This is a genomic window from Planomonospora alba (assembly GCF_039534085.1).
In the GTDB taxonomy this organism is placed as follows: domain Bacteria; phylum Actinomycetota; class Actinomycetes; order Streptosporangiales; family Streptosporangiaceae; genus Planomonospora_B; species Planomonospora_B alba.
In genome coordinates this window covers 1-23,741 of the sequence record NZ_BAAAUT010000014.1, presented here as the reverse complement: position 1 = coordinate 23,741, position 23,741 = coordinate 1, and the positions used below count along the sequence as shown (strand labels likewise).

Genomic DNA, 23,741 nt, shown 5'->3' with positions numbered 1-23,741 from the left:
CGTACCGCCCGCTCAGCCGTTCGGCCGCATCCACGCCATCGTGAAGCACGTCGGCGCCCCCGTGGACACCGCCTGCCTGCGGTACTCCCGCGGCGACCGGCCGACGATCTCGCGGAACGTCCGGCTGAACGTCCCCGGGCTGCCGAAGCCCACCTGGAAGCAGATGTCCGTCACGCTGCGGTCGGTCTCCCGCAGCAGGAACATCGCGCGCTCCACCCGGCGGCGCTGCAGGTAGCGGTGGGGCGTCTCGCCGAACGTGGCCCGGAAGAGGCGGGTGAAGTGCGACTCCGACACGTGGGCGATCCGGGCCAGGGCCGGGACGTCCAGCGGTTGCGCGTAGGCGCGGTCCATCGCGTCCCGCGCCCGGAGCATGCGGCGGTTGGTCTCTTCTACTGCGCGGCTCACGGCGCCATCCCACCACGGTCCGCCACCGCCCGGGGCCGGTCCGGGCCCGCCTCCGCCGACCCGCCTCCACCGCCCGGGGCCGGTCCGGGCGGCGCCGGGCCCGCCCCCGTCCACGGTCCGCGGCGGGCGGGTCAGCGGCAGACAGGCCCGCGGCGCACGGGTCAATTGCCTGTGCCGGCGAACTTCTCGGCGAGCTCACGGTGGCGCCGTGCGGCCTGGGCCGCCTGGTCGCGGCCGAGGACCGTCCCGGGCATGGCGGCCAGGCGCTCGACCTGGTCGGCGTAGTCCAGGTGCCGCCGGTGGGCGTGCTCGCGGCAGGCAAGGCAGGTGACGCTCTCCGGGCGGGGGGACGTCATCGCGTACGGCACCCGCAGGCCGCATCCGGTGGCGACGGTGCTCGGCAGCTCACTCACCAGGCCGAACGTGGAGGCCATCATGTCCCGGACGGCGGCGTCGGCATGGATCACGTCCACCTCGACGTGGACGTGCGGGTCGGTTCCGTCCATCGGACCTCCTCGCCTCGACCGGTCCCGGCCGGCCGGCCGGGCGCCGACCTCCAGTCTGCACCGGCCGCGCCGACGCCCGGGTGCCGCGCGCGGCCGGTGCCGAGGCGTCCTGGAGGATCTCGGCGGCACGGGCGCGGTCGTCCGGGCGATCCTCGGCGCGGCCGCGGGGCCGTGAGCCGCCGGGCACGGCGTGTCAGGTCGTGGTCGAGATGACCACCCGGCGGTTCTTGGCACGTCCCGCCGGGTCGTCCGAGCCGTCGGCCTTCGTGTTCGGCGCGGCGGGTTTGCTCTCGCCGTACCCCCGCGCCCTGAGCCGGGGCCGGGGGATCCCGCCCTCGGTCGCCAGCCAGTCGGCCACCGCCCGGGCCCGTCGCTCCGACAGGGTCTGGTTGTGCGCGTCGTCGCCCCGGGCGTCGGTGTGCCCGTCGACCTGCACGGTCGCGCCGGAGGCGGCCTTCTCGGTGATCCGCCGGGCGATGCGCCTGAGCTCGGCGGCGGCCTCCGGCTTGATGGCGGCGCTGTCGAAGTCGAACAGCACGTCGGCCTTGACGGCGAAGGCGATCGAGCCGCCGCCCTCGAAGGCCTCGCTCTCGCCGACCTGGTACGCCGACAGGGACGCCGCCGGGATCGACACGGCCGGGATCGACACGGCCGGCACAGAGACGGCCGGCACCGAGACGGCGGGGATGCACTCCCGCCGCTCGTTGCAGGCGGGGGGACGGCGGATGTAGTCCCTGCGGATGTAGTCGCGGCGGATGTAATCCCGGCGGATGTAGTCGCGGCGGACGTACGGCACCCGGCCGCCGCCCTCCGGTACGACCTGGCACACCTCCGGGACCGACACGCCCTGGGCGTGCACGGCCTGGGCCCGCACTCCCTCCGCGCGCACCGGGTCGAGCTTGATCCCGCCCGCGTCCACGCCGGGGATCTCGACCGGCGGGATCTCCACGGCGGGGATGGAGACCGGCGGGATCGACGCCGCCCCGAGGCAGCCGCCGGGCGCCGGTGCGACCTGGGTGCACTGGGCGGGGATGCGCGTGGCGGGGATGTCCACCCCGGGGATGGTGACGGCGGGAATGGTCTCGCCGCCGATCTCCGCCGCCGGGACGACCACCGGATCGGCGTGTACGGCCGGTACCTCCACGGCCGGGATGAGCGTCCCGTTCGGGCAGCTCGCCGGCTCGGGGCCGGTCGGCACCGGTACGGCGGAGCCGCCCGGTGCCGCGGCGGATCCGCCGGTCGTCGCGGTGGCGCCCTGCGGTGTCGCGGTGGCCGGAGCGGTGGTCCGCGCGGGCGGATCCGCCGACCGGCGCTCGTCCCCGCCGCCGGTCGCGGTGGCGCCGCACGAGGCGAGCGCGAGTGCGACGAGCGGGGTGAGAAGTGCGGTCCTCACGCCGGATCCCCTGAAAGCCGTGGTCATCGCCCCCTGGCGTCGCGGCACGCGGCATTCGGCTGGAATTCGCATCCGGCCTGGTCACGACGGTCACCGTCACGCCCACAGGAATGCGGTGCCTTTCCTCGGATATCAATCATGATTTTTAGCATTTCGCGCCGTTCGCCGCGTACAGCGCGTGATGGATTTCCGTCATCCCGTGGCGGTACGCGGTCTGCGACTTCCGCGGCAGGCGGACGGCTCCCGCGGCAGGGAGGCGGCGCCGACCGGTCGCCGGCGCCGTCCGTGACCCGCCGTACGGTCCTGAGGATTCTCCGATCACCTGTCATCCGAACGCGCCCGGCGGACGGTAGTCATCACCGGAGACGACGGGACGGAGATGATCGATGGACGACGGGTTCGCCGAGTACGTGGCGCACCGGCATCTGCGGCTGTGCCGGATGGCGTACCTCCTCGCCCGGGACTGGGGCACGGCCGAGGACCTGGTGCAGACCGCGCTGGCGAAGGCGTGGACCGTCTGGCGGCGGATCGAGGGCAACCCCGATCCCTACGTCTACCGGATCATCGTGAACACCCACGCCTCGTGGTGGCGCAGGCGCTGGCGCGGGGAGATCCCGGCAGAGACGCTGCCCGAGACGGCCGATCCGCGCGACGCGGTCGCCGAGGTGGAGGACCAGGCCGCGCTGTGGCGCGCGATCGGCGCGCTCTCCCCGCGCCAGCGTGCGGTGATCGTCCTGCACTACTTCGAGGGACGGACGCTCACCCAGGTCGCCGACATCATCGGCTGCTCACCGGGAGCGGTGAAGAGCCAGCTGGGCCGGGCCCTCACCCGTCTCCGCGTCGATCCGGACGTCCAGACCATGACCTTGGAGGAGGTCCAGCGATGAGGCACACCGAAGACGACCTGCGCACGCTCCTGGACGGGTACGGCCGCGAGCGGCCCGGCGGCGAGCCGTCCGCCGACCTCGACGCGATCGTACGGCGAGGCCGCCGCATCCGCCGTACCCGGCGGGCCGCGGCCGGCGGGGCCGCGCTGGCCTGCGCGGTCGCCGCCGCCGTGCTGGTCGGCGGCCTGCCGTCCGGTCCGCCCCGGGCCGACGAGGCGGTGGCCGCCCGGCCCGCGCCCGCTCCGACCCCGACCGCGCCGGCGCCGGAGCTCCCCGACGGGTTCCCCGTGGTGCTGGGGGACCAGAGGTTCGACCTCTCCATCATCCACTCCCGGCGGTTCGAGGCGGTGGGCGCCGCCGGGACGGTGACCTTCACTCCGACCAGCTTCTTCACCGGGTACCAGGTGGTCTGTGACGACCCCGGCGCCTGGGTCGTCACGGAGCAGCGGCTCAAAGGCGGGGAGCGGGGCGGGACGGCCGGGCGCTGCGGGGACGGGGTGGGCGGGCACCACGACCGGCTGTCGGCGCCGTCCGGCTGGCTGGAGGGGCCGCAGTCCCTGAAGGTCTGGGTCTTCCCGGCGGACGCCCCGGTCCGGGAGGCGGCGGAGGCCGTCACCGGCTGCCGGCCGGCCCCGGCGGCGCGGGGATGCGACGAGAGCGCGCAGGCCCGGGCGTTGCGCGACCCCGAGGTGCGCAGGAGGCTGTCGGCCGAGGTCGGGGAGCGGCAGGGCCGGTGGGCCGTCGGGATCTACGACCGGCCCGCCGCGGCCGGGGCCGGGCCCGGCAGCGGATCCCCGGCGGGAACCGGGCATCCGGTGGAAGGGGCGTCCACGCCCGCCGGTCGGCGGGGGGACTGAGGCGGCGCGCCGCCCGGCCCGCGGAATCCGGCGCGAACGGGCCGCACGGCGGCGTTCCGCGCCGCCGCGCCGCTGGGCCGCTGGGCCGCTGGGCCGCTGGGCCGCCGCGCCGCCGGGCCGGATCAGGGGGCGCCGAAGTCCGGGCCGGGGTCGGGAAGGGCGAGGCGGCGGACGCGCTCGTCGGCGCCCAGCAACCGGAGCGCCCGGACCAGGGGCTCCCGGTGGATCTCCGTCTCGGCCCTGTCGTACATCAGCGTGAGCGCGTCGCGTAGTTTCGCCGCCTCCGTGACCAGGGCCTGGGCGGCGTTGACTCCGGCGTAGGTGTGCTCGGCCGAGGCCGGGTTCAGCCGGCCCAGGAGTTCGAGGACCCGCAGGTAGTGGTGGAGGAAGTCCTGCTCCGCCCGGGTCAGGGCGGGGAGTGGGGGCTCGGGCTGCATGGGGCCGTCCCTGGGGCGGGTGCGGGGGCGTGGACGTCCAGGCTACCGATCAGGCCAGGATGCCGATCGAGCGCGGAGCGGTCCACCGGACGGCGCCGAGCCGGTCACCGAGGGATCCCGAGGAGACCGGCGCCGCCGTACGGCCTCAGGCCTTCGGCGGGGTGAGGCGGAGCGGACCTCCGGTCCGGGTTCGCCGACCTGGAAACCGAGGCCTCCTTCTGGTGGAGGACGGGATCTGAGGGTTCTCCCCTCGGCCGAGGAGGCAGATCTGCGAGTCGACGGCGTCGCGGTCCGTGCTCAGCCCGGTCCGGCCAGCCGGGCGGAGTCGTCGTCGAAACGGCCGCCGAGGCGGGCGGCGAGGGCCTCGGCCCAGCGGGCGGGCAGATCGGCCCGTGCCGCGAGCAGCCGCCGGACGCCGTCCAGGTCGTCGCGGTCGACGTTCATGACGCGGTTCACCTCGGCCACGGTCAGGCCGTGGGCGGGCGTGTGCAGCAGCTGGAACGCCTGCCCGGCCGACACCCGCCCCCGGACGAGGACCCGCAGGTAGAACCCGGTCCGGCCGGCGGTCTGCAGCTCGACGGGGAGCCGCCCGGCGCCCGGTCTGCCGGCGTGGCGCGCGGCGAGCTTGAAGCAGGGCCGCCGGGGCTGGCTGACCTGCACGGTCGCGGTGCCGATCCGGTAGATCGAGCCGACCACCACCTCGTCATCGGCGAGTCCGGCGGTGGTGAAGTTCTCTCCGAACGCCGCCGGACCGAGCGGTCCGCCGAGCAGCGTCTCGGCGTGCGGGTAGTACTCGGCCGGATAGACGCACACGGCCTTGTCCGGGCCGCCGTGGTGGCGCAGGTCGGCTTGCTCGTCCCCGTCGAGCCCTTCGGGGCCGAGCGCGACCGGTCCCTCCACCGGCGTCTTGGCGATCGCGGACACCACCGGCCGTCCCCGCCAGGGGAGCGGGGCCGGCCGCCCCACCTGCAGTGACAGCAACCTCACGGCGTCACTCTCCCGGAAGGGAGGCCGGCTCCGCGCTCTGGTGCTCGGCGCAGTCCACCCGGAGCGCGGCGTCACCGAAGGGGGTGTCGAGCAGGCGGCAGTGGTGCGGGCGGCGGGGGTCGTCGTGGGCGTCACGGACGAAGAACCGGCAGGTCACGCAGGTGCGGGCGATCGCGAGCACGCCGGTGTCGTGGAGTCCGCCGACGAGGTCGAGCAGGAACCGCAGGGCGGCGGCCTTGTCGGCCTCACCGCAGGCGGCCAGCCGTTCGGTGATCGGGGTGGACCAGCGCTCCAGGTCGGCCGTCAGCCGTTCCCCGGCGTCGGTGAGGGCGAAGACGCGGCCGCGCCGGTCGGCCGGATCCGGCTCGCGCCGGATCAGCTCCTTGCGGCGCAGGGCGGCCAGCGCGTCGCTCACGGTGGCGAGCGAGACGTCGAACTCGGCGGCCAGGTCGCTGACCCGCGGTGGACGTGTCCGGCCGGACAGATGGAGCAGCAGCCGGGTCTGGATAGGGCTCAGTCCGCGGGTGTACGCCTGCCGCCACTGCAGAGTGCGCACCACGTGCCCGACCCGCTCCAGCGCCATCGCCAGGCGGCGGTCCAGGTCCGTGCCGCCGTCGGCCGACGGCTCCGCCCGGTCGGCCGGCAGCGCTCCCTCCGCCTCCATCAGCCCTCCAATCCTCAGCCCTCCTAAGCATATGGGTTGACAGGGCTGATCGTCTTCTCTAATTTCCTTGGCAGTCCTAACCTTAGGACTCCTAACCAAGAAAGGATGTGGCACCGCCATGCCTCGACCCGTCGGACCGGCCGCCTGGACCGGCCGCGCCTCCGCCGTGCGGCCCGCGGGGACCGCAAGCCGCGCCGCCCGCCGGATCGCCACCGCCGCGCTGGTGGCCCTCGCGGCCACGGGCGCCGTCGCGTCCCCTGCCGCGGCCCACCCGGACGAGGAGCGCCACCGGCACACCGGAGGGAGCGGGACCGGCATCCGCTCGCCGCGCGGTGACGTCCGCCCGGCCGCCTTCGACCTGGTGCACACGAGCGTCCGGCGTGTCGGCAAGCAGCTCGTCTTCACCGAGACGGTCCGCGGCCGTGCCGGCTCGGTACGGCCGGAGCCGACCGGGGAGTTCGCGGGCAGCGAGGTGCTCAGCTACGTCTGGCCCACCTCACTCGACCCGTCCGCGGTCGGCTTCACCGGCAAGAGCGGGATCCTCGCGCTCGCCGCGACGTCCCATCCCGACTTCGACGACACCCCCCGCTACGACGAGGACCGCAACGGCCGCACCGACGACGACGGCGCGCGGTGGCACAGCCACTGGGTGGTCCTCGTGCCGGACACCACCCGGCCGGACGGCGCGCTCAAGGTCCGCGACATCGCGGAGGGGGAGCGTCCCGACCTGCCGGAGACGTGGCCCGGGGTCCCCCTCTACCTGGACAGCCCGCCGTACCCGGCCCGGTTGAAGGCGGGCACCGTCCAGATCCGCGTCCCGCTGGCGGACCTCGGCTTCCCCGACGGGTTCTCCTACGACGGCGTCACCGCGGCTCTGCGCGTCAACGCCGACCTGCACGACCCGCTGCTCCGGGTGGCCGACGTGTTCGACGTCGCCTCCGGCCGCCTGTCCCTGCCCGGCCGGGTCTGAGACCCCCTGGCGGTCGCGGCGCCGGGCGGCGCGACCGCCTGTCAGGCATTCTCTCGGCGATGGCACCAGGTGAGCAGCGCGACGGGGGAGCCGTCCCGGTCCCGGTGGACGGGCGGGTCGCCGGTGAGGTCGAAGCCCGCGGCCCGGGCGACGGCCGCGCTGGCCCCGTTCTCCGGAGCGATGCGCAGCAGCACGCGGCTCATGCCCAGCGTGCCGTACGCGTAGTCCGTCATCAGGCGGACGGCCCGGACCGCCAGGCCGCGCCGCCGGTACGGCGCGCCGATCGTGTAGCCGAGCTCGGCGTCGGGGTCGTGGGGGCCGGCGCGGAAGAGCAGGATCTCGCCCTGGGCGGCGCCGTCACCGCCGTCGTCGGTGACCGCCAGGTGGATGCGGGTACCGGCGGCCCGCCCTTCACGGGCCCTGGTCAGGTAGGCCCGCGCGTCCTCGGCGGTGAAGGGGGAGCGGATCGGGGTCCAGCGGTCGATCTGCGGGTCCTCGAAGAGTCCGGCCATCGCGGGCAGATCGGCGTCGGTCCACTCGCGCAGGCGGATGCCCTGTCCGGAGAGGCTGATGGAGGGGGCGAACACGGTGGTGGTTCCGTTCGAGATCGTCACCCGCCCGATTCTGCCCTCACCGGCGCTGCCTGTCAGGCCCATGCGGCATACTGCCCGGCCATGGAAATAAAGGACTTCTGGCACCTCATCGAGCGGTCCCGGACGGCGGCGGACGACACCGACGGGCGGACCGAGTGGCTGGTGGAGCGGCTTGTGGAACGCTCCATCCAGGACGTGGTGGACTTCAACGGGCACCGGCACCGGCTGGACCTGGACGCCTTCCAGTGGCCGCTCTGGGCCGCGACCTGTGTGATCACCGGGGGTTACTCCGACGCCTCGTTCGACTGCTTCCGGGAGTGGCTCATCGGGCTCGGCCGGGAGACGTACGAGCGGGTGGTCGCCGACCCGGACGCCCTCGCGGACGTCCCCGAGGTGCGGGAGCTCGCCGCGCGCAAGGAGAAGCGCATGAAGGTCTCCCTCCCGGAGTGGGAGGACCTGGTCTTCGTCCCCGTCCGGGCCTACGCGGAGATCACCGGGGAGGACGAGGACGAGGCGGAGGCCGCCCTCGACCTCGACGGGCTGGCGGCCGAACCCCCGGGAGAGGGCTGGGACCTGTCCGACATGGAGGAGAACGCGCGGCGGCTCCCCCGGATGTGCGCGCTCTTCGGCTGGACGTCCTGACGGCGCCGCAGTCTGCGCGGCCCGCCCCGCCGTCCAGACCGGGGCCGTACCCGCGGTCCGCGCCCGGCCGATGCCGGACGCGGGCCGTTCCCCGCCCTCTCGCCTCCGTCCCCGGGTACGGCGGGCCGCCCGCGGGGAGCACGATGTCCGATCACCGCCAGCGGGGCGCCCCCCGGTCGGTCAGAGTCTGTTCCCGGCTCACACCGGGAACGGACACGGAGGACACGCCGGTGCACACGACCCTCGACCTGAAGGTGCTCTACTTCGGAACGCCCGTGGTGCTGATCGGCTCCCGCAACGAGGACGGCACCGCCAACCTCGCGCCGATGTCGTCCGCCTGGTGGCTGGGGAGCGCCTGCATGCTGGGCATGGGGAACAGCGCGCGGACGACGGCGAACCTGCTGCGCGAGCGCGAGTGCGTGCTCAATCTGCCGTCCTCCGCGATGGCCGACGCCGTCGACCGGCTCGCGCTGCTCACCGGGGAGCCGGTGGTGCCGCCGCGCAAGGCGCGCCAGGGCTACCGGTACGAGCCCGACAAGTTCGGGGCCGCCGGGCTGACCGAGCTGCCCGGCGAGCTCGTCGGGGCACCGCGCGCGGCCGAGTGCCCGATCCAGCTGGAGTGCCGGGTCACCGGGGCGCACCCGTTCGGCGGCGCCGAGCCGTACGCCACCGCCTTCGAGGTGGAGGTGGTGCGCGTCCACGTCGAGGAGGAGCTGGTCATCCCCGGGACGCGGCACATCGACCCGCTGGCCTGGGACCCGCTCATCATGAAGTTCTGCGAGTTCTTCGGCGGGGCCGGCAGCGTCCGCCCCTCCCGGCTCGCCGCGGGCTGGAACATGCCGCACCCGCACATGCCGCACGGGAGCGTGCCGCACCCGGACACGCCGCACGGGAGCGTGCCGCACCTGGACACGCCGCACGCGGACGCCCTCCACGCCGGGCGTTGACGCCGGCCGCCGCCGCTCCCACGATGGCCTTCGGGGGTCGCCGACGCCACGTCCTCCGGACGCCTTCTGCCCCGGCGGCCGCCTGCCCGCCACCGGGCGGGTCCGGAGCGTACGGCCCCGGCACCGGCGGGCGGGCCGTCCGGGCGGGCCGTCCGGGCGGGCCTCCCCCGACCCGCCCGCCCCGGACATGGACGCCCCGGACACGGAGGACACCCGGACATGGACGCCGATGACCACCCGGCCGAGAGCGGGGACACGGCCGGGGCCGTGCCCGGGACCGCCGCGGCCGGCGCCGCGGACGGGACCGCCGGGAGGAGGGGCCGGGGGATCGGGCTCGCGGTCCAGGCCGCCCTCTTCGGCTCGGCCGTCTTCCTGCTGGACCGCGCCGCGGGCGCGGCGGTCGCGGACCGGGCCGCCTCCACCGGGCGGATCGCCGACGGCACGTGGACCGAGCTCGCGCGCCACGGGGAGAGCGCCTCGGCGCCCGCGGGCCCGGTCGTGGGCTTCTTCCTGGTCGCGGCGATCCTCTTCGCGCCGGTGGCGGTCCTGCTGGACCGCCGCCGGCGGCGTGCCGAGACCGCCGGGCTGCTCCTGGCGGGCCTGCTCACACCGCCCTACCTGGCCGGGCTGGCGGTCGTCGCCCTCTTCACCGGCGCGGGACCGGACGTCCTGTTGTCGGAGGACACCGTCGCCCTGGTGCGGAGCCGGTTGCCCGACTGGTACGTCCCGGCCCGGTCGGCGCTGCTGGGTGCGGCGGCGACGGCCCACCTGGTGAACGTGTTCCTGCTCGCCAGGGCGGCCGCCGCACACCAGCGGGCCGTGCCGGTCCCCGGAACGGTGCCGCTGCTCCTGGCCCACCTGCCCCTGGTCGGCGTGCACGTCACGGTGCTCGGTTCCGTCGCGATCGGCCAGGCGGGGCGGCTCGCCCGGCAGGAGGCGCGGACCGCCCCGGAGGGCGCGTACGCGGGGCCGGGGCTGTTCTACCTGGACGACGCCGCCGGGCTCCTGCGGTGGTACGGCGTGCTCTTCGCCGTCGCCGGGGCGCTCGCGCTCGCGCTGGCCGCCGCCGTCCGCCGCCGCGGAGCCGCCGCCCCGCTGCCGGCCGTGCTGGGGGCGGCCGGGATCCCGTTCCTGCTCCTGCTGCTGGTGGCATCGGCCGCCACGCCCTTCACGCAGAGCGGGGCCGCGGACGAGCCCGTCCCCGGGGTCCTCGGCTCAGGGCCCGACTGGTACCCGCCCGCCCTCCTCACCCAGACCCTGCTCGGCGCGGTGGCCTACCTCACGGCCGCGGTGCTGCTGGTCAGGGGCGGCTACCAGGGGGCACGGGACGCCCGGGGCGCGCCGGGGTGAGCACGTCGCGCAGGGCCCGCACGGCGGCGCGCACGGCGGGGATCTGGTCGGCCTCGCGGGGGTGGACCAGGTGGAGGGTCCGGGGGCGCAGCCCGCGCGCCGGGCGGACGGCGACACCGGGGCCGGTGAAGGCGTCGAGGGCGAGCCGGGGGAGCAGCCCGATGCCCAGCCCGCGGGCGATCAGCGCCTGGACGACCACGTAGTCGTCGGTGCCGTGCCGTACGTCGGGGGTGAAGCCGGCCTCCTCGCAGGTCCGGCGGAGGAAGGCGGCGCAGCGCTCGCAGCCCGCGATCCACTTCTCCTCCGCCAGCAGCCGCAGGTCCACCGGGGTGTCCGGCCCGCTGCCGCCGTCGCCGCCGTCCCCGTCGCCGTCGTCGCCCGCGGCGTGCGGATGGGAGCGGGGCAGCACCAGCAGGACCGGGTCCTCGCCGAGCGGGACCCGCACCAGGGCCGGGTCGCCGGCCGGTTCCTGCCCGGCGTGCGCGAACGTCACGGCCAGGTCCGCCTCCCCGGCGGCGAGCAGGGCGAGCGCCTGCGGGGGCTCGGCCTCGCGGAGCCGTACGTCCACGCCGGGGTGGCGGCGGCCCAGCAGGCTCATGGCGGCCGGGACGACCGTGGCGCTCGCCGAGGGGAACGCGGCCAGCCGTACGGTGCCCGCCCGCAGGTGCGCCAGGGCGGCGAGATCGTCGTCGGCGGCGTGCAGCCGGACGGCGACGGCGTCGGCGTGGCGGAGCAGCACCTGGCCCGCCTCGGTCAGCTCCACCCCGCGCGGGCGGCGCAGCACCAGCGCCATCCCGGCCTGCCGTTCGAGCGCGCGCAGGTGCTGGCTGACGGCGGGCTGGGTCCAGCCGAGGGCGCGGGCCGCGCCCGCGATCGACCCGGCGCGGGCGATCTGGCGGAAGACGAGCAGGCGGTGGGGGTCCATCCCGGAAGGCATGCCATAAGTGTTCCTTGGGTCTCGCCCAAGAAGAACACGTCTACCTATGGGGTGCCCCGCCGGGCGAGGATGCGGGCATGACACGGACCATAGGCCTGATCGGCGGGATGAGCTGGGAGTCGTCGGCGGAGTACTACCGCCTGATCAACGAGGAGGTCCGCCGCCGGCTGGGCGGCCACCACTGCGCGCGGACCCTGATGCTGAGCGTGGACTTCGCGGAGATCGAGGCCATGCAGCGCGCGGGCGACTGGGCGGCGGCGGGGAAGCTGCTCGCCGGCGCGGCCCGGACCCTGGAAGGCGGCGGGGCGGACCTGGTCCTGCTCTGCACCAATACCATGCACCACGTCGCCGCGGAGGTCGAGGCCGCGCTCACGGTGCCGTTCGTGCACCTCGTCGACGCGACGGCGGAGCGGATCTCCGCCGTCGGCCTCACGACCGCCGGACTGCTCGGCACCCGCTTCACCATGGAGATGGACTTCTACCGCGAGCGGATGCGCCGGCACGGCATCGAGGTCCTGGTGCCGGACGACCCCGGCCGCGCGCTGGTGCACGACGTCATCTACCGGGAGCTCACCCGGGGGCGGGTGGAGGACGCCTCCCGCGCGGCCTACCGGGAGGTCATCGCCGAGCTGGCCGCCCGCGGCGCCCAGGGGGTGATCCTCGGCTGCACCGAGATCACGCTGCTCGTCGGCCAGCAGGACAGCCCGGTCCCGGTCTTCGACTCCACCCGCATCCACGCCGAGCGCGCGGTGGACCTGGCCCTGGCCGGGGCGGGCGCGCCGGGCCGGGCCGCTGACGGGGGCACGCCGGGCCGGACAGGCGGTCCCGGCGGGGCCGGGGCGTCAGCGGGTGAGGTCGTCAGCGGGTGAGGTCGTCAGTGCGTCGGGACGCCAGCGGGTCAGGTCGTCAGCGGGTGAGGTCGTCAGTGCGTCGGGACGCCAGCGGGTCAGGTCGTCAGCGGGTGAGGTCGTCAGTGCGTCGGGTCGTCAGTGCGTCGGGTCGATGACGCAGAAGCGGTTGCCGTCGGGGTCGGCGAGGACGACGAAGTCGGGGTCCTCCGGGTAGAGGTCCCAGTCGACCCGCTCGGCGCCGAGGGCGAGCAGCCGCTCGACCTCGGCGGCCTGGTCGGCGGTGTCGCGGGCGTAGAGGTCGAGGTGCACGCGCGGGTGCTCCTGCGCGGGGACGGCGCTGCGGTCGAGGGCCACCGCGACGCCGGAGCCCGCGGCGGGGGCGAGCACCGCCCACTCGTCGCTCACCTCTCCGCGGGGCACGTAGCCCAGCGCCCCGCTCCAGAACTCCACCGCCCGCCGTACGTCGCCGACGCCCATGACCACCGTCTTGATCTCCAGCATGCGCCGATCATGCCCGATGATCCGGGGGGTATCCCGCCGGTGCGCGGATGCCCGCTCGCCGGAGCCCTCACCGGGCCGCGCGGGACAACGGCCGTGGCCGCGCGGGACACCGGCCGCACGGCCCGCGGCGGCAGGGCCGCGAGGCCGTACGGCGCCGGGTGGCGGAGGCCGTCCCCCGATCAGCCGTGTCGACGACCCTGCGGGTCGATACAGCTAGCGGGCGTGCCAGGCGGACAGGATCTCGGCCTCCCGCTCGGGGGTGATAGTGGTCTCGACCGCGTAGTCCGCCTCGGCGGCGCGGATCTCGCGGACCGACTGCCGGAAGGGGCGCGGGTCCAGACCGGCGGCGCGGGCGGCGGACGGGTCGGCGGTGTTGGCCGAGGTGTCGCCGCCCCCGGCCCAGAGCGGCAGGGACCGGCCGTCCTGGCCCTCCGCGTGCAGGAAGTCCGCGTCCACCCAGGTGAGCGTGGTGCCCGGCGGGGCGACCTCGGCCGCGATCTGCTCCAGCATGTCGCCGAAGGTGAACGGCGGGGGCGGGCTGACCGCGTGGAAGGTGCCGCCGGAGCCCCTGCCCGCCATGGCGACGATCCAGGAGGCCATGTCGCGCCCGTCGATCACCTGGATCGCGGCCGAGGGGTCGCCTGGGGCCAGCACCTCGCCGCCGCGCGCGATGCGGTTGACCCAGTAGGTGAAGCGGCCGGTGTAGTCGTGCGGGCCGATCACGTAGGTCGGGCGGACGACCAGCGTGCCGGGGCCGAACCGCTCGGCCGCGGTCCGCTCGCACAGGACCTTCAGCGGGCCGTAGGTCTCGCTCGTCACCGTCTCGGGGACCGGGCCGCCGGTCTCGACGAGGGGCGCGTCCTCGGTGAAGCCCGGTTTCTGGTCGCGGGCGTAGACGGCCGTGGTGGAGACGAAGACGTACCCGCCGCCGCCGGCCGGGCCCGCGACCGCGTCGGCGAGGGCGTCGATCTGGGACGGGAGGTAGGCGCTGACGTCGATCGTGGCGTCCCAGGCGCGGCCGCCCAGGATCGCCAGGCCGGTGTCGCGGTCGGCGATCAGGTGCTCCGCCTCGGGAAAGAGGCCGGGGCCGGTCCGGCCCCGGTGGAGGAGGGAGACCTCGTGCCCGGCGGCGAGGGCGGCCTCGGTGATGTGCCGTCCGACGAACCGGGTGCCGCCGATGATCAGAATTCGCATACAAGGCATCTTTCCCTACATGGGATAAATTGCGCGGCATGGTCGGCGGATGGAAGGTGCTCCTGCTCGGGGGTGCGTCGGGGACGGGCAAGAGCCGGGTGAGCTACCCGCTGGCCCGGCGCTACGGGGTCGCGCTCGTCGAGCTCGACGACATCGTCGAGGCGCTCCAGGCGGTGACCACACCGGAGCAGCAGCCGCTGCTGCACTACTGGAACACCCATCCCGAGGCCGCGCACCTGCCGCCCGACGAGATCGTCCGGCTGCAGATCGCCACCTGCGAGGCGCTCGCTCCCGCGGTGGAGGCGGTGGTGGCCAACCATCTGGAGACCGGCACCCCCGTGGTCATCGAAGGGGACTATCTCCTGCCCTCCCTCGCGGCCGAGCTGGCCGGGCGGTACGGCGGGGGCGCGGGCCGTACGGCGGGCGCCCCGGAGACGGCGGGCGCGCCGGGCCCACAGGGGGGCGGGGACGCCCCCGGCGGGCACGGGGACGTCGTGGCGGCGTTCCTGCACGAGCCGGACCGGGCGCAGCTGGTGGAGAACTACCGCCGCCGCGAGCCCGGGGCGGGGGAGCAGACCGGGCGGGCCGAGGTGAGCGCCCGCTACGGGGACTGGCTCGCCGCGCGGGCCGCCGAGGCCGGCGTCCCCGTGGTCCCCGCGCGCCCCTGGTCCACCGCGGTCCGGAGGGTCATCGAGGTCCTCGGCCCGTGACGGCCGGGCCCCGGCGGGGGTGCGGGCCCGTGGCGCGCCCGGCGGGGTGCGGGCCCGTGGCGCGCCCGGCGGGGTGCGGACCGGTGGCGTGGCCGCGGGGCCCGCTCTCTTTTCCCCCGGGGAGGAGCAGCGGGTACGTTGACAGAAGTGATGCCTATACCCGGGGTGGTCCGCTTGACGATTCAGCCGAGAGCCGACTCCGGCGGCCCGCCCCGCGCGCCCCTGTCCGCTCCCCCGTCCGGTCCCGCCCCCCGGAGCGCCCCGCCCGGCCTGGCGGTCAACCTCGTCGATCCCCCGGCGGGGATCGAGGTCGTCGGGGAGATCGACCGCACGACCAGGGACACGTGGTCCGAGGCGCTGACCGCGGCGGCCGCGGGCGCGGGCGACGTCCATCTCCACCTCGCGGGGCTGAGGTTCATCGATGTGCGGGGCGCGTGGTTGATAACCGACGCGGCGGGCACTCTTCCTCCGGGAAAACGGATATTCCTGCACCACCCGCCCCGCATACTGAGAACCGTACTGACCCTGATCGGATCCGACCCCCTTCCGGTCGTGGTGGAGAGTCCATGAACGTCGCACCGTCCGCCCCCGCAGACCCCTTCGACCACCCGGCGCTCTTCTACCGGGACGCGGCCGAGTACCTCGCGGGCACCGTGCCGTTCGTCAGGGACGGTCTGGCCGCCGGCGAGCCGGTCGCGGTGGCCGTGCCCGAGGGGAACCTCGGCCTGATCCGGGACGCGCTCGGTGACGCGGCCCGCGAGGTGCGGATGATCGACATGAGCCGGGCCGGGCGCAACCCCGGGCGGATCATCCCCGCCGTGCTGCGGGCCTTCGCCGACCTGCACCCCGGCCGGCGCGTCCGCATCGTCGGCGAGCCGATCTGGCCCGGCCGCTCGGCGGCCGAGTACGTGGCGTGCGTCCAGCACGAGGCGCTGATCAACCTCGCGTTCGCCGGCCGGGACGCCGTGATCCTGTGCCCGTACGACGTCGGCGGCCTGCCCGATGAGGCCATCGAGGACGCGCGGATGACCCATCCGGTCCTCGTGGACGGCGCCGGCCGCCGACGGAGCGCCGACTACGCGCTGGAGCGCGTGCTGAGCGCGTGCAACCGGCCGCTGCCCCACCCGGCGGACGCCGCCGAGCTGAGCTACGGCGCGGGCTTCTGCGACGACCCGCTGGGCCGGGTCCGCGCCTTCGCCGCCGCGCACGCCGCCCGCTTCGGCCTGTCCGGTGACCGGCTGGAGGACCTGCGGCTGATCGCCAGCGAGCTGGCCGCCAACAGCCTCGACCACGGCGGCGGCTCGGGGACCGTGCGCATGTGGCGGGAGGACGGGCGGGCGGTGCTGGACGTCAGCGACGCGGGCCACATCACCGACCCGCTGGCCGGGCGCCGTCCGACCCCCGTCTACCAGCCGGGCTCACGCGGCCTGCTGGTCACGCAGCTGCTGTCCGACCTGGTCCGCGTGCACACCGGGCGGGACGGCACCACGATCCGGGTCTACTTCGACCTGGACGGCGCCGACCCCCTGCCGTACGTCCGGGGCGCCGGGGACGCGGCGAACGTCTGACGGCCGGGAGCGGCCCGGCGGGCCGATGCGCGTGGCGGGCGGGGATGTCCGGCGGGGAGGCGTAGCCGGGCCGGTCAGTCCGGCCGGGCCGGGGGGCGCGGGCCGTCCGGGCCGTTGAGGATCCTCTCGAGGCCGTCGAGGATCAGGTCGAGCCCGAAGGCGAACTCGTCGGCGTAGGCGTAGCCCGGCCGCAGGGCGTGGTCCGCCATCATCTCGGCGAGGTGGGGGTACACGCCGTCCGGCATCCGCCGGGTGATCGACTCCGCCACGTCGCCGAGCTCCTCCGGCGTGCCGAACGGCAGGCTCGCCTCCTGCAGGACGAACCCGTAGACGTAGCTGTCGATGGCGGAGTACGCGTGCGCGGCCATCCCGATCGAGAATCCCGCGGCCCGCAGGCTCCCGATGACCGCGTCGTGGTGCCGCAGCGTCGCGGGGCCGGGGTTGCGCCGGGACTCCATCAGCCCGAGCGCCCAGGGGTGCCGGGCGAGCGCCCGGCGGGCGGAGGCCGCGCGCCGGCGCATGGCGGTCTTCCAGTCGGCACCGGGGGAGGGCGGTTCGATCTCTTCGAAGACGAGGTCGACGATCCCGTCCAGGATCTCCTCCTTGCCCGCCACGTGGTGGTACAGCGACATGGCCTCGACCCCGAGCCGTTCGGCCACCTTGCGCATGGTGACCGACGCGATGCCCTTCTCGTCGGCGACGCGCACGGCGGCCTCCAGGACGCGCTCCCTGCTCAACGAGGTCCGGGGCGCCCGGCGCCGGTCGGGGCGTGATGTCATGCGCTCTCTCCGTGCTCCCCGACGTCCGCGACGGTCCGGGCCCTTGACTGCCTTACGGCCGTAAGGATAGCGTCGATTTGCGCCTTACAGGTGTAAGGCATCCGGCGGAGTGCCGCGCGGCGCGGTCCTGCGGCCGGTGCGGAGGGAGAGGGCATGGACGCACGCGAAGGATCGGGGAGAGCCGGCGACCGGGGCGGGATGAGGGTCTGCGTCGTCGGCGCCTCCGGGAAACTGGGGCGGTACATGGTCCGGCACGCCCTGGACAGGGGGTACGAGGTGGTGGCCGTGTGCCGCGAGCGGAGCGTCGGGAAACTGGCGGAGTTCGCGGACCGCATCACCGTCGTGCCGGGGGCGACCGACGACCGCGAGGTCATCCGGCGCGCGGTCGCCGGGTGCGACGGGGTGCTCACGGTGCTGGTCCCCTGGGGGATGCGGGGCTACTCAAGCGGGACGGCCCAGGCGGTGCTGGACCACGCGCCCCCGGGGGCGCGGCTGGTCTTCTCCTGCGGGTGGCACATCACGCGCGACGGGAAGGACCGCTACACCCTCGGACTCCGGGCGTTCGTCAAGGCGTTCGGCCTGATCGCCAGACTCTCGCGCGTGGCGGACATCGACGACCAGGTGGAGGCGTGCCGCCGGATCTTCGCCAGCGACACCCGCTGGACCGTCGTGCGGGGCAGCGACCTGGAGGAGGGCGAGAGCCAGGGGCTGCCGGTGTGGAGCCGGCACGTCGGCGACCCCGTCCTGGCGAGCAACCGCACCCGGCGGGTGGACTTCGCGCTGTTCATGGTGGAGGCGCTCACCGACGACCGGCTGGTCCACGAGGCCCCGGCGATCGTCGGCCGCCTGACGCCCTCGGCGCGCGCGCACGCCCGGCCGGAGTGATCCCGGCGGCACGCCGTACGGAGGGGGCCGTACGGAGGGCCGGCCGCGGGGACGCCCGCCCGGTTAGGCGCGGCCGGAGGCCTTCTGGCTGCGCCGGGAGAGCGAGTCGATCACCACGGCGGCCAGCAGCACGGCACCGGTGACCATGAACTGGATCGAGCTGCTCACGCCCTGCAGCGCCATGCCGGAGGCGATCGACTGGATGACCAGCATGCCCAGCAGTGCCGAGTAGGCCGTGCCGCGCCCGCCGAACAGGCTGGTGCCGCCGATCACGGCCGCGGCGATGGCCATCATCAGCACGTTGCTCTGACCGGTCGCCTGGCTGGCCGAGGCGATCCGGGAGGCGGCGAAGACGCCGCCGACCGCCGCCATCGCGCCGGAGATCATGAAGACCGAGACGCGGATCGCCGCGACGTTGACGCCCGCGCGCCGGGCCGCCTCGATGTTCCCGCCGACCGCGAAGACGTTCCGCCCGTAGCGGGTACGGCGCTGCACGAAGTCGGCGGCGGCCACCACCAGCAGGAAGATCAGCAGGGCGAGGGGCAGGCCCTTGTACTGGTTGAGGACGTAGGCCACGGCGAACGAGCCGAGCGCCAGGAGCGCGGTGCGCAGGACGATGTCGGCCATGGTGCGCGAGGGGATGCCCGCGGCGCGGCGGCGGGCGTTGCCCGTGACCGAGGCGGCGAAGAAGACGGCCGTCACCAGGGCGGCCAGGCCGTAGGCGGCGATGACCTGGTTGAAGTAGGTGCTGGTGAGGGAGGCGACCAGGCCCTCGTAGGGCAGGTTGATGGTGCCGCTGGGGCCCAGCACCCAGAGCTGGAGCCCGGTCCAGCCGAGCATGCCGGCCAGGGTGACCACGAACGACGGCACGCCGACCGCGGCGAAGAACGCGCCGTGGACGAGTCCCAGCAGCATCCCGGTCGCCACCGCCGCGGCGATCGCCGCCACCGGGTTCCACCCGTTGTTGACGTGCAGCACGGCCAGCACCGCCGCGCTCGTCCCGCTGACCGCGCCCGCGGCCAGGTCGATCTCACCGAGCAGCAGCACGAAGACGATGCCGACCGAGATCAGGCCGGTCGCCACGATGTCGATGCTGAGGTTCGACAGGTTCTGCGGGGACAGGAACTGGCTGTTCATGCTCTGGAAGATGACCCAGATGAGGACCAGCCCGATCACGACGGGCAGGGAGCCGAGCTCGCCGCCCCGGACCTTGCGCTTGAACTCCTCCGCGTAGCCCGCCAGGCCGCGCTCGCGGACCAGCACCCGCGGGTCGAACTGGGCCTCGGCGGCCGGCCCCGCCGGCGGCGCGGTCTCGTCCGCCCGGTGCCTTCCCCTGGACTCAGCCATCGGTGCCCTCCCCGGGCCGGTCGTCCTGACCGGGACGCTCCTCCCAGGGCAGGCCGGCGGGGCGGTCGGTGCGGGCCCGGCGCCGGGTGACCACGTTGTCGCTCGCCCCGGTGATCGCGGCGATGATCTCCTCCTGCGTGGTCCGCCCCACGTCGAAGCACCCGTTGTTGCGACCCAGGCGGAGTACGGCGACGCGGTCGGCGACCGCCATCACGTCGACCATGTTGTGGCTGATCAGGATCACCCCGAGCCCCTGGTCGCGCAGGCGCTCCACCAGGTCGAGGACCTGGGCGGTCTGCTCCACGCCGAGGGCCGCGGTCGGCTCGTCCAGGATCACGATCCGCGGCTCGCCCAGCAGCGACCGGGAGATCGCCACGGTCTGCCGCTGGCCGCCGGAGAGGGACGCCACGGGGATGCGCACGCTGGGGATCCGGATGGAGAGCGTGCGCAGCAGGTCGCGGGCGCGCTTCTCCATCGCCACCTCGTCCAGCAGGCCGAAGCGCCGCAGTTCCCGGCCGAGGAACAGGTTGCCGACCACGTCGAGGTTGTCGCACAGGGCGAGGTCCTGGTAGACGGTCGCGATGCCCAGCTCCTGCGCCGCGGACGGGCTGGCGATCGTGACGGGCCTGCCCTCCCAGCGGATCTCGCCGCTGTCGGCGGGGCCCACGCCCGCGATCACCTTGATGATGGTGGACTTGCCCGCGCCGTTGTCGCCGACCAGGGCGACGACCTCACCGGCGTGGACGTCGAGCTCGACGTCCGACAGCGCCTGGACGGCGCCGAAGCGCTTGGAGACGCCCTGCACGGCCAGGATCGGCTCTTCGCTCACCGCGGTCATGACAGCCCGGCGTCCTTGCAGGCGGCCTGGACCTCGCCGGTGCAGATCTCCGCGACCGTCCAGAAGCCGTCCTTGACCACCGTGTCCTTGATGTTGTCCTTGGTGACCACGATCGGCTTGATGATGATCGCGGGGATCTGCGTGCTCGTCCCGTTGTCCACGGTCGAGGTGCCCTGCACCGGCCTGCCGGAGCCGAGGTCGACGGCGAGCCGGGCGGCGTTCTGCGCCTCGGGCTTGATCGGCTTGTAGATCGTCATCGTCTGGGTGCCGAGCAGGATGCGCTGGATGCCGGCGAGCTCGGCGTCCTGACCGGTCAGCGGCGTGCCCTTGGGCACCCCGGCGTTCTGCATCGCCCGGGCGATGCCGCCGGCCATGCCGTCGTTGGCGGAGTAGATCCCGATGACCTTGTCCGCGCCGAGCGCGGTGAACGCCCCGGCCGCCTGGGTGTTGGCCTGGTCGGGGCTCCAGTCCGGGGTGTCGTACTCCTTGCCGATGGTCACCTGGCCGTCGAGGACGGAGTGGGCGCCCTTCTTGAAGTCGCCGGCGTTCGGGTCGGTCGGCGAGCCGTTGACCATCACGATCGGGCCGCGCTTGGGGTCGCCGCCCGCCTTGAGCGCGTTCAGCAGCGCCTCGCCCTGCATCTTGCCGACCTGCACGTTGTCGAAGGAGGTGTAGGCGTCAATCGGGCCTCCGGCGAGCCGGTCGTAGGCGACCACCTTCACGCCCTGCTGCTTGGCCTTGGCCACCGACGAGGCGATCGCCTTGGCGTCCACCGGGTCGAGGATGAGCACCCTGACGTTGTTGGTGAGCATCGAGTCGACCTGCTGCTGCTGCTGGTTCGGGTCCTGGTTGGCGTTGGCGTAGACGACCTCGCACGTCGGGCAGAGCGCCGCGACCTCCTGCTGGATGTACGGCCGGTCGAACTTCTCGTAGCGCGCGGTCTTCGTCTCCGGCAGCAGCAGCCCGATCTTGAAGCCCGCGGTCTCGGTCCCGCCCGTGGCCCCGGGGGAGGTCCCGGCGGGCGTCATGGTGCCGCCCGACTGCCCCGCGGTCCCGCAGGCCGCCGTCCCCAGCACCAGGGCGAGCGCGAGGCCGCCCGCCGTCCGTCGCACCGTCTTCACCGCAGTCCCCCCGAACGGTCCTCACCGTGACCCTCGAACGCGCATCGCAGGCCGATGCCCTTAGGCGGGGCCGTACCCGGGGCCGGAACCGCGACTCCGGGCCGGAGCAGACCTTGGGCAGGTCTTGGCCGACCGGCGGGGAGCCGGAGGCGGGCTTGGCGGAATCCGCACGTCCTCCCGGAACCTGCGGAAATTTGTCCCATAAATATGGTTTGGAATCGTTTTTGGCGATTTGCGAATGCCGATGGGGTCCCCGGGTACGGGGCGGCGGACCGAGGATGCACGACCTTTGGAGGCATTCGGTGAGCGAGTATCCAGCCGGGGCGGGGGGTCGCCCGGAACACCGGGAAGGCCGGGAGTACCCGGAACGCTCGGAACAGGGCGGAGAGCTGCGCGAGGTCGCCCGGCAGGCGGCCGAGCAGACCAGATCGGCCGTCGGGGAGGTGGCCGGGACCGCCGGTGAGCAGACCCGGGCGGTGGCCGGGGAGGCGGGCCACCAGGTGCGCCGCGTGGTGGACGAGCTGCGCGGCCGCGCGGACGAGCAGGCGTGGCGGCAGAGCAGGCGCGCCGCCCAGGGCATCCGCCAGTGGGCCGACGAACTGGCCGCCGCCGGTGACGCCGTCAAGCCCGACTCCCCGGTCGGAGGAGTGGTCCGGCAGGTCGCCGACGGGGGGCGGCGGGCCGCCGACTACCTGGAGCGCAACGGCCTGGCCGGGGTGGTGCAGGAGGTCCAGGACTTCGCCCGCCGCCGCCCGGGGGCCTTCCTGGCCGGGGCGCTGGCGGCCGGCTTCCTGGTCGGCAGGATCGCCAAGGCCGCCTCGGAGACCGGCGGCTCCGCCGGCGCGGGGGACGGCGACGCCGGTACCCGCGCAACCGGGCGGGACCACGACGGCGCCTCCGGGCGTCCCTGGCCCGAGGGCGGCACCGGGCGCGCCTGGAGCGACGGCGGAGACAGGATCGCGCAGGGCGCCTGGGGCTCCGACGACGACGCCGGCACGCCGACGGCCCCGGTCCGTCCGGTCCCGCCCGTCACCCCGCCCCCGATCGCGCCGGGCCCCGCCGTCCCGCCCGGCCCCGCAGTCCCGCCCGGCCCCTCCACCGCGGCGGGCCCGTCCGCCCCGTACGGCCCGCCGGACCGTACGGCGGGCACCGGGCCGGTGCCCGGCGAGGAGCGCTTCCCCGGGACCCCGGTGACCCCGCCGCCGACGGACCGGGGCGGTGAGCCGCGATGAGCACACCCGTCGAGCCCGAGCCGCCCTCGCTGGGGCAGTTGGTCGGTGAGATCGGGGAGGACCTGTCGCGGTTGTTCCGCCAGGAGGTGGAACTGGCCAAGGCCGAGATCCGGCAGGAGGCGGGCAAGGCAGGCAAGGCGGCCGGGCTGCTCGGCGGCGCCGGGTTCGCCGCCGCGATGACCGCCCTGCTGGTGACGCTGGCGCTCGTGTTCGCCCTGGGCGACGCCATCGGCCTGGGCTGGGCCGCGCTGATCGCCGCCGTGCTGTGGGCGGGGGCGGGTGCGGCGCTGTTCACGACGGGCAGGGCCCGGCTGCGGCAGGTGTCGCCCACGCCGGAGCAGACCATCGAGACACTCAAGGAGGATGCGCGATGGGCGCGGAACCTGACCAGATAAGGGCCGAGATCGCGGCCACCCGGGCGGAGCTCGCCGCCGACGTGGAGCGGCTCGCGGACAAGACCAGCCCGGCGCGGATCGTGCAGCGCCGTACCGGCCGGATGCGGCAGCGCATGCGCGTGGTCCGCGAGCGGGTGATGGGCACCCCGGCCCACGCCGCCCACCAGGTGCGGCGGCAGGCCGGGCAGACCGCGCAGAGCGTCCGCGAGACCGCCGCCGAGGCGGCGGGCACGGTCCGCGAGACCGCCGCGGAGACCGCGGGCACGGTCCGGGACGCCGCCTCCGGAGCGGCGGACGCCGTACGGCAGGGCGCGCAGCAGGCCGCGGGGGCGGTCAGGGAGGCACCGGAGCAGGCGATGCGAGGAACCCAGGGCAACCCGCTGGCGGCCGGCCTGATCGCCTTCGGCGCGGGCCTGCTCGCGGCGGCGCTCATCCCGAGGACCGAGGCCGAGCAGCGGGCCGCCGAGCAGCTCCGCGACCAGGTCGGCGAGATGGCCGCGCCGGTCGCCGAGGCGGTGCGGGAGTCGGCCAGGCAGCTCGGCCAGGAGGCGGGACAGGTCGCCAGGGAGGCCGCCGAGCAGGTCAAGGAGACCGCCGCCGAGGCGGCGCGGACCACCGGCGACGAGGCCCGCGACCAGGCCCGGCAGGTGGCCGACCGGACCCGTTCCGCGTCCGGCTCCTGACCGGGGCTCCCGGGACCCGCGCGGGCGCCCGGCGCCGCGCCCGGTGCGCCGGGTGTCAGGCC

At 75.1% G+C, this 23,741-nt stretch carries 28 protein-coding genes; 14 read left to right on the top strand and 14 right to left on the bottom strand.

Features of this window, described 5'->3' with window-relative positions:
* Nucleotides 1–12 precede the first annotated feature (12 nt).
* From ABD823_RS10595 to ABD823_RS10585, 3 genes are all read right to left on the bottom strand, one after another.
* Complete coding sequence (locus tag ABD823_RS10595) at nucleotides 13–405, bottom strand: helix-turn-helix domain-containing protein (protein ID WP_344858327.1); 393 nt, start codon at nucleotides 403–405, stop codon at nucleotides 13–15.
* 161 nt (nucleotides 406–566) lie between these two features.
* Nucleotides 567–911 carry a hypothetical protein gene (locus ABD823_RS10590; RefSeq protein WP_344858325.1) on the bottom strand — a complete coding sequence of 115 codons (345 nt, stop codon included), beginning with the start codon at nucleotides 909–911 and terminating at the stop codon, nucleotides 567–569.
* Between the two features lie 193 nt (nucleotides 912–1,104).
* Nucleotides 1,105–2,304: an OmpA family protein gene (locus tag ABD823_RS10585; RefSeq protein ID WP_344858323.1), complete on the bottom strand. Its 1,200-nt coding sequence runs from the start codon at nucleotides 2,302–2,304 to the stop codon at nucleotides 1,105–1,107.
* A gap of 386 nt (nucleotides 2,305–2,690) precedes the next feature.
* Here ABD823_RS10585 and ABD823_RS10580 point away from each other — a divergent pair, with 386 nt between their 5' ends.
* Both ABD823_RS10580 and ABD823_RS10575 read left to right on the top strand, forming a co-directional pair.
* The gene (locus ABD823_RS10580; RefSeq protein WP_344858322.1) at nucleotides 2,691–3,191 is read left to right on the top strand and encodes a SigE family RNA polymerase sigma factor; all 501 of its coding nucleotides are present in this window, start codon (nucleotides 2,691–2,693) and stop codon (nucleotides 3,189–3,191) included.
* Complete coding sequence (locus ABD823_RS10575) at nucleotides 3,188–4,048, top strand: hypothetical protein (protein WP_344858320.1); 861 nt, start codon at nucleotides 3,188–3,190, stop codon at nucleotides 4,046–4,048. Before ABD823_RS10580 ends, ABD823_RS10575 begins: the two co-directional genes overlap by 4 nt.
* 122 nt (nucleotides 4,049–4,170) lie before the next feature.
* Here ABD823_RS10575 and ABD823_RS10570 read toward each other — a convergent pair whose 3' ends face one another.
* From ABD823_RS10570 to ABD823_RS10560, 3 genes are all read right to left on the bottom strand, one after another.
* Nucleotides 4,171–4,485: a hypothetical protein gene (locus ABD823_RS10570; RefSeq protein WP_344858318.1), complete on the bottom strand. Its 315-nt coding sequence runs from the start codon at nucleotides 4,483–4,485 to the stop codon at nucleotides 4,171–4,173.
* A gap of 297 nt (nucleotides 4,486–4,782) precedes the next feature.
* On the bottom strand, nucleotides 4,783–5,472 hold the full coding sequence (locus ABD823_RS10565; protein WP_344858316.1) for an MOSC domain-containing protein: 690 nt from the start codon (nucleotides 5,470–5,472) through the stop codon (nucleotides 4,783–4,785).
* A 4-nt stretch (nucleotides 5,473–5,476) separates the two neighbouring features.
* The gene (locus tag ABD823_RS10560; protein WP_344858314.1) at nucleotides 5,477–6,136 is read right to left on the bottom strand and encodes a MarR family winged helix-turn-helix transcriptional regulator; all 660 of its coding nucleotides are present in this window, start codon (nucleotides 6,134–6,136) and stop codon (nucleotides 5,477–5,479) included.
* A 118-nt stretch (nucleotides 6,137–6,254) separates the two neighbouring features.
* On the opposite strand from ABD823_RS10560, the gene ABD823_RS10555 reads away from it, so the two are divergent.
* A complete protein-coding gene (locus ABD823_RS10555) occupies nucleotides 6,255–7,106 on the top strand; it encodes a hypothetical protein (RefSeq protein ID WP_344858312.1) in 852 nt (283 codons plus the stop codon).
* 41 nt (nucleotides 7,107–7,147) lie between these two features.
* Here ABD823_RS10555 and ABD823_RS10550 read toward each other — a convergent pair whose 3' ends face one another.
* Nucleotides 7,148–7,720, bottom strand: coding sequence for a GNAT family N-acetyltransferase (locus ABD823_RS10550; RefSeq protein WP_344858310.1), 573 nt, complete (start codon nucleotides 7,718–7,720; stop codon nucleotides 7,148–7,150).
* A gap of 60 nt (nucleotides 7,721–7,780) precedes the next feature.
* Here ABD823_RS10550 and ABD823_RS10545 point away from each other — a divergent pair, with 60 nt between their 5' ends.
* From ABD823_RS10545 to ABD823_RS10535, 3 genes are all read left to right on the top strand, one after another.
* Nucleotides 7,781–8,341: a DUF4240 domain-containing protein gene (locus tag ABD823_RS10545; protein ID WP_344858309.1), complete on the top strand. Its 561-nt coding sequence runs from the start codon at nucleotides 7,781–7,783 to the stop codon at nucleotides 8,339–8,341.
* 230 nt (nucleotides 8,342–8,571) lie between these two features.
* The gene (locus ABD823_RS10540; RefSeq protein WP_344858307.1) at nucleotides 8,572–9,288 is read left to right on the top strand and encodes a flavin reductase family protein; all 717 of its coding nucleotides are present in this window, start codon (nucleotides 8,572–8,574) and stop codon (nucleotides 9,286–9,288) included.
* 219 nt (nucleotides 9,289–9,507) lie between these two features.
* Entirely contained in the window at nucleotides 9,508–10,638 is a 1,131-nt protein-coding gene (locus ABD823_RS10535) for a hypothetical protein (protein WP_344858305.1), read from the top strand.
* Here the strand turns inward: ABD823_RS10535 and ABD823_RS10530 are convergent.
* Nucleotides 10,589–11,575, bottom strand: coding sequence for a LysR family transcriptional regulator (locus tag ABD823_RS10530; protein WP_344858303.1), 987 nt, complete (start codon nucleotides 11,573–11,575; stop codon nucleotides 10,589–10,591). The genes ABD823_RS10535 and ABD823_RS10530 overlap by 50 nt on opposite strands.
* Nucleotides 11,576–11,652: 77 nt before the next feature.
* Here ABD823_RS10530 and ABD823_RS10525 point away from each other — a divergent pair, with 77 nt between their 5' ends.
* Complete coding sequence (locus ABD823_RS10525; RefSeq protein ID WP_344858302.1) at nucleotides 11,653–12,444, top strand: aspartate/glutamate racemase family protein; 792 nt, start codon at nucleotides 11,653–11,655, stop codon at nucleotides 12,442–12,444.
* A gap of 117 nt (nucleotides 12,445–12,561) precedes the next feature.
* Here ABD823_RS10525 and ABD823_RS10520 read toward each other — a convergent pair whose 3' ends face one another.
* Both ABD823_RS10520 and ABD823_RS10515 read right to left on the bottom strand, forming a co-directional pair.
* Nucleotides 12,562–12,927, bottom strand: coding sequence for a VOC family protein (locus ABD823_RS10520; RefSeq protein WP_344858301.1), 366 nt, complete (start codon nucleotides 12,925–12,927; stop codon nucleotides 12,562–12,564).
* 213 nt (nucleotides 12,928–13,140) lie between these two features.
* Complete coding sequence (locus tag ABD823_RS10515) at nucleotides 13,141–14,121, bottom strand: NAD-dependent epimerase/dehydratase family protein (protein ID WP_344858299.1); 981 nt, start codon at nucleotides 14,119–14,121, stop codon at nucleotides 13,141–13,143.
* A 38-nt stretch (nucleotides 14,122–14,159) separates the two neighbouring features.
* On the opposite strand from ABD823_RS10515, the gene ABD823_RS10510 reads away from it, so the two are divergent.
* The 3 genes from ABD823_RS10510 (at nucleotide 14,160) to ABD823_RS10500 (ending at nucleotide 16,399) form a co-directional block, all read left to right on the top strand.
* Nucleotides 14,160–14,831: a hypothetical protein gene (locus ABD823_RS10510; RefSeq protein WP_344858298.1), complete on the top strand. Its 672-nt coding sequence runs from the start codon at nucleotides 14,160–14,162 to the stop codon at nucleotides 14,829–14,831.
* Between the two features lie 174 nt (nucleotides 14,832–15,005).
* On the top strand, nucleotides 15,006–15,401 hold the full coding sequence (locus ABD823_RS10505) for an STAS domain-containing protein (protein WP_344858296.1): 396 nt from the start codon (nucleotides 15,006–15,008) through the stop codon (nucleotides 15,399–15,401).
* The gene (locus ABD823_RS10500) at nucleotides 15,398–16,399 is read left to right on the top strand and encodes an anti-sigma factor RsbA family regulatory protein (protein ID WP_344858294.1); all 1,002 of its coding nucleotides are present in this window, start codon (nucleotides 15,398–15,400) and stop codon (nucleotides 16,397–16,399) included. Before ABD823_RS10505 ends, ABD823_RS10500 begins: the two co-directional genes overlap by 4 nt.
* 74 nt (nucleotides 16,400–16,473) lie before the next feature.
* Here the strand turns inward: ABD823_RS10500 and ABD823_RS10495 are convergent, their stop codons facing one another.
* Nucleotides 16,474–17,178, bottom strand: a complete 705-nt coding sequence (locus ABD823_RS10495) for a TetR/AcrR family transcriptional regulator (RefSeq protein ID WP_344858292.1) — start codon at nucleotides 17,176–17,178, stop codon at nucleotides 16,474–16,476.
* Between the two features lie 153 nt (nucleotides 17,179–17,331).
* Between ABD823_RS10495 and ABD823_RS10490 the strand changes: the two genes are divergently transcribed.
* Complete coding sequence (locus tag ABD823_RS10490; protein ID WP_344858290.1) at nucleotides 17,332–18,063, top strand: NAD(P)-dependent oxidoreductase; 732 nt, start codon at nucleotides 17,332–17,334, stop codon at nucleotides 18,061–18,063.
* A 63-nt stretch (nucleotides 18,064–18,126) separates the two neighbouring features.
* Here the strand turns inward: ABD823_RS10490 and ABD823_RS10485 are convergent, their stop codons facing one another.
* From ABD823_RS10485 to ABD823_RS10475, 3 genes are read right to left on the bottom strand one after another with little or no spacing between them, the layout of a single operon-like run.
* The gene (locus tag ABD823_RS10485; protein WP_344858288.1) at nucleotides 18,127–19,410 is read right to left on the bottom strand and encodes a sugar ABC transporter permease; all 1,284 of its coding nucleotides are present in this window, start codon (nucleotides 19,408–19,410) and stop codon (nucleotides 18,127–18,129) included.
* A complete protein-coding gene (locus ABD823_RS10480) occupies nucleotides 19,403–20,239 on the bottom strand; it encodes an ATP-binding cassette domain-containing protein (protein WP_344858287.1) in 837 nt (278 codons plus the stop codon). Before ABD823_RS10480 ends, ABD823_RS10485 begins: the two co-directional genes overlap by 8 nt.
* Nucleotides 20,240–20,244: 5 nt before the next feature.
* Complete coding sequence (locus ABD823_RS10475; protein WP_344858285.1) at nucleotides 20,245–21,369, bottom strand: sugar ABC transporter substrate-binding protein; 1,125 nt, start codon at nucleotides 21,367–21,369, stop codon at nucleotides 20,245–20,247.
* 302 nt (nucleotides 21,370–21,671) lie between these two features.
* On the opposite strand from ABD823_RS10475, the gene ABD823_RS10470 reads away from it, so the two are divergent.
* From ABD823_RS10470 to ABD823_RS10460, 3 genes are read left to right on the top strand one after another with little or no spacing between them, the layout of a single operon-like run.
* Nucleotides 21,672–22,601 carry a hypothetical protein gene (locus tag ABD823_RS10470; protein WP_344858283.1) on the top strand — a complete coding sequence of 310 codons (930 nt, stop codon included), beginning with the start codon at nucleotides 21,672–21,674 and terminating at the stop codon, nucleotides 22,599–22,601.
* Entirely contained in the window at nucleotides 22,598–22,996 is a 399-nt protein-coding gene (locus ABD823_RS10465) for a phage holin family protein (protein ID WP_344858281.1), read from the top strand. The genes ABD823_RS10470 and ABD823_RS10465 overlap by 4 nt, the downstream gene beginning before the upstream one ends.
* Nucleotides 22,972–23,679, top strand: coding sequence for a DUF3618 domain-containing protein (locus ABD823_RS10460; RefSeq protein WP_344858279.1), 708 nt, complete (start codon nucleotides 22,972–22,974; stop codon nucleotides 23,677–23,679). The genes ABD823_RS10465 and ABD823_RS10460 overlap by 25 nt, the downstream gene beginning before the upstream one ends.
* Nucleotides 23,680–23,741 lie beyond the last annotated feature (62 nt).